The following is a 6,665-nucleotide window of genomic DNA, read 5'->3' on the forward strand; positions in this document are numbered from 1 at the left end:
TATGCCTCCGAGGAATTCGGCTCCGCTTCAATAAGTTAAAGCCTTTCGCCTAACGCAACGCGGTAACCGCGCCACTTGGCCCCGATTTTGTATGGCCGAGTGTATGAGCAACGAATTGCATCCATCACCCGAACCCGGCGAACACATTTTCCCGCTACCTGGACGCCAACCAGCACCGAAAACCGGCAGCCACCCGACGGCAGCGATTTCACTCGGCAAGCGCTACCCACTCAATCCGAATATCCCGGATTTGACCGGCGGCATCGACGGCCTGGTCGGCGGTTACCGTTTATCCCTGGACAGAGCCGAGATCCTGCCGATAGTTCCTAACCAAGACATTGCCAGCGGCTTCGTCTGGGACGAGGGCCGCCTGCCGGCCGGCGTGGCGGCGGCACTGGCCGCCGGTCAGACCGGTGGCGGACGCAATCGGCTGACCTTGCACGCCGCCAGCCTGGAAGGACTCGAAGTCAAGCTGATTCAGCAGCTACCGGTGTTGAACGTCACGCCCCGCTTTGCGTTGGAATGGGAAACTCGCGGCCAGGGCGCTCAGCTCGGCGTGGTGCGGCTGGTTAAATCGGCCCGTACCGCCCATTTCGCCGACGGCGGTACGTTGAACCTACTGAACACCGCCGTCGCCAACGCCGGCCCGGTTTTATACCTGGACGATCCGGGCGCGCCTTCGCCGGTGATTCCGGTCTGCGGCTTTCAAGGCGCCGACGAAACCAGCCGCTTCGAGTTCACCGAGTCGGTGCGCCAGCCGATATACGCGGAATTGGACGGCCAACCGCTTGTGTCGATCAGTGTGCTGGAGCAATACACACTGTACTTCCTGGCGAACGCCGCGCCGGAGCGGCCGGAAGATTTTATTTGGACGCCGGTGCACTTGCCGATTATTTGGGGCTGGAGCGTACGCGTGCAACAACGCTTCGACGGCGTTTGGGACATTTTTCGGCGTAAGCTGATCTTGCCGACGCCATCGACCGAAGCGCCGCCGCTTCCCACCTGGACCGAGAATAGCCTGCGTTGCCGGACCCCACTGGATGTCTGAGCGGTTGGAGGTTGCAATTGTCGGTGCCGGATTGTCCGGCTTGGCGTTGGCCGAACGGCTAAGCGCCGCCGGCCGTTCGGTCGGCGTATTCGAGGCCCGCGACCGCTGCGGCGGCCGGATACTATCGGTGCCGTTAGCTGACAATTTAACGGTCGATTTGGGCCCGACCTGGCTGTGGCCCGCCAGTCAACCGCGCATTGCCGCGCTGTGCCGCCGTCTGGATCTGAAATTGTTCCGCCAAGCCGACGCCGGCCAAAGCCTTTATAAAATGAGCGCCGATACCGCGCCGGTTGGCTACCTAGACCAGCAAACCCATGCCGACGCTTGGCGCATCCAGGGCGGTTGCGCGGCGTTGATCGACGCGCTGCTCGCCAAACTCAAGCCTATCGGCATCCGGCTGAACCGACCGTTATTGCGAATCGTCGATCGGGGCGATCACGTCGAACTGACGTTTTCGACCACGAACGGTACCGAAACCATCCAGGCCAAACGCGCGGTATTAACCCTTCCGCCGCGTCTGCTGGCCGAACAAATTACCTTCGTTCCAGCCCTGTCGGCCGATTTATTCGAGGCATGTCGGGCAACCCCAACCTGGATGGCCGGCCACGCCAAGGCGGCACTGGCCTACCCGAGCGCATTTTGGCGCCAACAGGGTTGGTCCGGCAACGCCTTACTGCCCTACCCCGGCGCGATTTTGTCGGAAATTTACGATGCCGGCGACCCACGCGGCGAATCCGGCGCCCTGTTCGGCTTTTTTGGGATACCGGCCGAATTTCGCGACCGCTATCGCGCCCAGTTGCCCGGCTTGCTGACTCACCAGTTGTCGGAGCTCTACGGTCCGGGCGCGGCCGAGCCCTTGCAATCGACGATACAAGACTGGAGCCTGGAGACCTATACCGCCACCGCTTTGGACCGTTTACCGCCGATCGGCCATCCCGATTACGGCCATCGTTGGCTGCAACTCGACCATTGGACCGACAAACTCTATTTCGGCGGCACCGAAACCGCCGCCGAGCACGGCGGTTATCTGGAAGGCGCGCTGGTCGCGGCGGAAAGAGTCTACGCCGCATTAACCTGAACCCTCCCGGAGCCACGATGACCCAACACCCTGTAAACACCGAAAGCCTGGCGCGTTTCGCCAATCAAGCCCACGAAATCAAAAACGCGGCTCGGCCGAGTTACGACCGGCTGCTGGCGGCGGATTTATCCCGGCAACGTTGGGACGGCTGTTTTCAGCGCAATGTGCTAGCGGTACTGGCGCAGGTCTACGACCAGGCCGCGCACGCGCTCGAAGCGCTGCCGTTTACCCCGGACCCCACGCCGTTGGATCGCGGCATGTCCGCGCTGACCAAATTGGTGCTGGCCGAATTCGACGGCTTTATCGAGGCATTCCTGGCTTATGTCGTGGATAAACACCGCACCTCTTGCGCGCTGTCCAACTTCCCCGACGAACACAAACCCGACCGGGACTATCTCGAAGCGGTAAAACGCGATATCGCCCAACTGTGGCGCGAGTTTGCGGTCAATGTCAACAACCGATTCCTCGCCTTAACGACGGAGTAAGCCATGAAGTTTTACATGACCCCCGGCTCGTGCTCGACCGGTATTCACATTTTGTTGGAAGAATTGGAACTGGTCTTCGAGGTCTATCCGATCAACTTGTTGGCCGGCGACCAACTAAAACCCGACTATCTGGCGATCAACCCCAAGGCGACGATTCCAACCCTGGTACGCGACGACGGCGGCGCGTTGACCGAGTTCAGCGCGATCGCCTATTGGCTGGCGCGCCGTTATCCCAAGGCCGGTCTGTTGCCGGGCGATGCCGACGGCGATGCCCGCGCGATCGAATTAATGGCGCACGCGGTCGGCACCCTGCACGGCGCCGGTTTTGCCCGGATTTTCACGCCGGAAAAATTCGCGGTGAACAGCGCTGACATCGACGCGGTCAAAGCGCAAGGCCTGGAAATTGTCCGAAACGGCTTCGAGGTTCTGAACGGTTGGCTGCCGACCGACGGTTACGCCCTGGGCCGATTTAGCATCGCCGACGCGGCCTTGTTTTACCCAAGCTTTTGGGCCGACAAAACCGCCATCGAACTGCCGGAACGCTGCTTGAACCACTATCGTTTGATGCTAACCCGGCCGGCAGTCAGGCAGGTGCTGATGGAGGAAGGTTATCGGCTGCCGTGACCGCGCCGCCGGCCATCATTCAAACCGGATAGCGGCGAAAACCTCGCGCGCCGGCGACTCAAGAAACTCGGCCCCTGCCCTGCGCCGGACTATCGAAAATCCGGTTAGCACTGCCGAGCGCCAGCATCGAAAGGATCGCATTCTCCCTAAAAGCTTGGGTAAGCCCCACTAGCCGAAAAGGCTTTCGCAGCCTGAATTTCGCCTCGATCAGCAGCGGATTTCTCGTTTCCCGCAGCGGCAGCGGCCATCACGCCGCGACAATAGACGAGACAATCGCCGGTTTTTCAAGGAGAATATCGGCGATTTTCTACGTTTCCGCGTTACATGCACAAATACGACGGCCTGGTAGTCCACCAAAGCCACGACGACGAGGGCATCATCGAAGTCGTCGATAACGACGGGGTTCGAGCCCTGCATTTTGGTTCGCACGCTCGGCAAAGCTCGATGTTGATCGCCGAACCCGACCGTCTGCATTCCCTCTATGCCCGGGCGATGATGGCCGGCCTGCTGTTTCAAGCGCCGCCCAAGGACACGCTGTTGATCGGCTTGGGCGGCGGCACGATTGCTAAATTCCTGTTACACCAGTTTTCAGACTGCAAGGTCCGCGTGGTCGAGTTTCGCGGCAGCGTGTTGAAGGTGGCGCGCAGCCATTTCGAGCTGCCGTTCGACGCTCGCTTGAAAATCAAGATCGGCTGCGGCGCTCACCACGTCAAGCAATTCGCCCGCGAACACAGCGAATTTCACGATTTGATCATGATCGACGCTTATGACCACGAAGGCATGGCGCCGGAAGTCAGTAGCGAGGCCTTTTTCGATGCCTGCCGAACCTTGCTGACCCGCGACGGTCTGCTGGTCATCAATTTGTGGGGTACCGACAAGCCGATGTTCCAACAAGTCAGTTGGAATCTGGGCAGAGTGTTCAATTGGCGGATGCTATTCTTGCCGGTGCGCGGCCGGGGCAACGTCATCGGCTTTGCGTTTGCCGATCAAGCGGCCAAACCCACGCTAAAACACTTGATCGATCGCGCCAAGCAACTGGAGCAGTGCTATCAAATCGAGTTCCCAACCTATCTGTTGGACTTAAAACGCCACAATCCCAACGTCTTCAATCGGATGATCAAATCGTGATACACAACGCGCCCAACCTGTTCGGCTACAAAAAATACTGGGCTCACCGTTTCGGCCCGGCGCCGGAACTGCCGATGAGCCGCGCGGAAATGGAGGCATTGGGCTGGGACGCCTGCGACGTGATTTTGGTAACCGGTGATGCCTACGTCGACCACCCCAGCTTCGGCATGGCGGTGATCGGCCGGGTGCTGGAAGCGCAGGGCTTTAGGGTCGGCATCATTTCCCAGCCGGATTGGCATAGCGCGGACGATTTCCGCAAGCTCGGCCAGCCGTCGTTGTTCTTCGGCGTCACCGGCGGCAATATGGATTCTATGGTCAACCGCTATACCTCGGACAAGAAAATCCGGTCCAACGATGCCTACACCGCCGACGGCGCGGCCGGCAAGCGGCCGGATCGGGCGGTCAACGTCTACGCCCACCGCTGCCGCGAAGCCTATAAAAACGTGCCTATCGTCATCGGCGGCATCGAGGCCAGCCTGCGCCGCATCGCCCATTACGATTATTGGTCGGATAAGGTGCGTAAATCCATTTTGCTGGATTCCAAGGCCGATTTGCTGGTCTACGGCAATGCCGAACGCCAGATCGTCGAAATCGCCCACCGATTGGCCAAGGGCGAGAGCATTCACGATTTGAAGGGCATTCGCGGTACCGTTCATTTCGTCAAGCAAGTGCCGCAAGGCTGGATAGAAAAAGACTCGACCGACCTCGACAAACCCGGCGCGGTGATCGTACATCAGAATCCGTATCAGGAAATGCCAAGTTGCGACGACCAAGGCCGACCCGATTGCGATACCCCTGCTGCCGACGATAAGCCCGTAGAAGCGACTTCAGCCGCGACCGAAGCCGTGGTCGGTGCGAAAGCCCTTCTCACGCCGCGGGAACAAGTCATCAAATTCCAGCCGATCGCCAATAAAAACCGCGCGAAAACCGTCATCCGGCTGCCGGAGTATGACTTAGTCAAGGACGACCCAATCCTGTACGCCCACGCCTCGCGGGTCATGCACGGCGAAACCAATCCCGGCAATGCCCGCGCCTTGATCCAACGTCACGGCAACCGCGAAGTCTGGATCAACCCGCCACCATTGCCGCTAACCACGCCGGAAATGGACGGCGTGTTCGATCTGCCGTATTCGCGCTTGCCACACCATGCTTACGGCAAGGCGAATATTCCGGCCTTTGAAATGATTCAGCATTCGGTGCTGATCATGCGCGGCTGTTTCGGCGGCTGCAGTTTTTGTTCAATTACCGAACACGAAGGTCGCATCATTCAAAACCGCTCGGAAGACTCGATCATCCGCGAGATAGAAGCCATCCGCGACACCTCGCCGAACTTTACCGGCCACATCTCCGATCTAGGCGGGCCGACCGCCAACATGTGGCGGCTGGCCTGCAAGGACCCTAAAATCGAAGAGTCCTGCCGTAAGCCGTCCTGCGTCTATCCCGGAATCTGTCACAACCTGAATACCGACCAAACCCCGCTGATCAAACTCTACCGCCGCGCCCGCGCCCTGCCAGGCATCAAGAAAATCTTCATCGCCTCCGGGTTGCGTTACGACATTGCCGTGGAAACGCCGGCCTATGTGAAAGAGCTGGTCAGCCACCACGTCGGCGGTTATCTGAAAATCGCCCCGGAACACACTGAACAGGGCCCTTTGTCGAAAATGATGAAACCCGGCATGGGCACTTACGACCGCTTCAAGGCCATGTTCGACAAATACTCCAAGGAAGCCGGCAAGGAACAGTATCTGATTCCATACTTCATCGCCGCCCATCCAGGCACCACCGATCAGGATATGCTCAATCTGGCCCTCTGGCTGAAACGCAACGGCTTCCGCGCCGACCAGGTACAAGCCTTTTTGCCGTCGCCGATGTCGATCGCCACCGCGATGTACCATTCCGGCAAGGACACCCTGCACAAAGTCGGCCGCAACGTGCCCGACATTGCCATTCCCCGCAGCATGAAACAGCGTAAGCTGCACAAGGCCTTTCTGCGCTACCACGATCCGAAAAACTGGCCGCTGTTACGGGAAGTGTTGAAGGAAATGGGACGGGCGGACTTGATCGGCAATGGCAAGCACCATTTGGTGCCTAGTTTTCAGCCGAAAAGCGGGGAACAACAACAATACAAAACAAAGCCGAACGCCAAACTGTTTAAGACAAAGTACACTCGTTGAACCAAAACGCGCCACAATACAAAGAAGCCTTATGGTACTTTTCGTGGGATTTGTGATGGTAATTCTCGTGTATTGATCTAAGATTACGAAAACCTACAATTCAAGAAGTTGAGCCAAAATTCCGCTAG

Annotated in this window: 6 protein-coding genes; all 6 read left to right on the forward strand. The window is 58.8% G+C overall.

Going from position 1 to position 6,665, the window contains the following annotated elements:
* Positions 1-103: 103 nt before the first annotated feature.
* The 6 genes from AC3B8H_RS16705 (at position 104) to AC3B8H_RS16730 (ending at position 6,537) form a co-directional block, all read left to right on the forward strand.
* Positions 104-1,048 carry a hypothetical protein gene (locus tag AC3B8H_RS16705; RefSeq protein WP_488442681.1) on the forward strand — a complete coding sequence of 315 codons (945 nt, stop codon included), beginning with the start codon at positions 104-106 and terminating at the stop codon, positions 1,046-1,048.
* Entirely contained in the window at positions 1,041-2,126 is a 1,086-nt protein-coding gene (locus AC3B8H_RS16710) for a flavin monoamine oxidase family protein (protein WP_488442682.1), read from the forward strand. Before AC3B8H_RS16705 ends, AC3B8H_RS16710 begins: the two co-directional genes overlap by 8 nt.
* A gap of 17 nt (positions 2,127-2,143) precedes the next feature.
* Positions 2,144-2,611: an amine oxidase gene (locus tag AC3B8H_RS16715; protein ID WP_488442683.1), complete on the forward strand. Its 468-nt coding sequence runs from the start codon at positions 2,144-2,146 to the stop codon at positions 2,609-2,611.
* A 3-nt stretch (positions 2,612-2,614) separates the two neighbouring features.
* Positions 2,615-3,235, forward strand: a complete 621-nt coding sequence (locus tag AC3B8H_RS16720) for a glutathione S-transferase family protein (RefSeq protein WP_488442684.1) — start codon at positions 2,615-2,617, stop codon at positions 3,233-3,235.
* A 324-nt stretch (positions 3,236-3,559) separates the two neighbouring features.
* Positions 3,560-4,363 (forward strand): spermine/spermidine synthase domain-containing protein, encoded by an 804-nt coding sequence (locus AC3B8H_RS16725; protein ID WP_488442685.1) that lies wholly within the window; start codon positions 3,560-3,562, stop codon positions 4,361-4,363.
* Positions 4,360-6,537 carry a YgiQ family radical SAM protein gene (locus AC3B8H_RS16730; RefSeq protein WP_488442686.1) on the forward strand — a complete coding sequence of 726 codons (2,178 nt, stop codon included), beginning with the start codon at positions 4,360-4,362 and terminating at the stop codon, positions 6,535-6,537. Before AC3B8H_RS16725 ends, AC3B8H_RS16730 begins: the two co-directional genes overlap by 4 nt.
* The last annotated feature ends 128 nt before the right edge of the window (positions 6,538-6,665 follow it).

It is taken from the genome of Methylomonas sp. BG-2 (genome assembly GCF_057766305.1).

Bases quoted from the DNA above. Each gene is read 5' to 3' on its own strand.
- AC3B8H_RS16705 (WP_488442681.1), top strand. From the start codon at position 104: ATGAGCAACGAATTGCATCCATCACCCGAACCCGGCGAACACATTTTC.
- AC3B8H_RS16710 (WP_488442682.1), top strand. From the start codon at position 1,041: ATGTCTGAGCGGTTGGAGGTTGCAATTGTCGGTGCCGGATTGTCCGGC.
- AC3B8H_RS16715 (WP_488442683.1), top strand. From the start codon at position 2,144: ATGACCCAACACCCTGTAAACACCGAAAGCCTGGCGCGTTTCGCCAAT.
- AC3B8H_RS16720 (WP_488442684.1), top strand. From the start codon at position 2,615: ATGAAGTTTTACATGACCCCCGGCTCGTGCTCGACCGGTATTCACATT.
- AC3B8H_RS16725 (WP_488442685.1), top strand. From the start codon at position 3,560: ATGCACAAATACGACGGCCTGGTAGTCCACCAAAGCCACGACGACGAG.